The sequence below is a fragment of the Bradyrhizobium sp. TM239 genome, from assembly GCF_036247985.1.
GTDB classification, from domain to species: Bacteria; Pseudomonadota; Alphaproteobacteria; order Rhizobiales; family Xanthobacteraceae; genus Bradyrhizobium; species Bradyrhizobium ottawaense.
Genome location: NZ_BTIR01000071.1, coordinates 1 through 253, shown reverse-complemented (window position 1 = coordinate 253; position 253 = coordinate 1). Strand labels below are relative to the sequence as shown.

The 253-nt window shown below is 64.8% G+C and carries 1 protein-coding gene; it reads left to right on the top strand.

The genetic code is table 11. The annotated features are described in order from the left end of the window. The coding region (locus AABA84_RS34955) for an ABC transporter permease subunit (protein WP_445083438.1) at positions 1 to 253 on the top strand (253 nt) is incomplete at both ends.

Sequence of the window (253 nt, the reverse complement as noted above, 5' to 3'; positions counted from 1 at the left end):
CGGCGGCGAGAACGGCCTGCGCGGCTTCACCGTCGACCGCATCAGCCTGTTCGGCCTTCAGGTCAACTTTCTCGACCCGGTCAACAAATACTACGTGCTGATGGCGTTCGCGGCGCTGGCGATGTGGTTCCAGTCGCGCATCCTGAACTCGCCGTTCGGGGCCGTCATCGAGGCGATCCGCGAAAACGAGCAACGCGCGCGGGCCTGCGGCTACGACGTCGAGCGCAGCAAGCTGGTCGTGTTCATGCTGTCG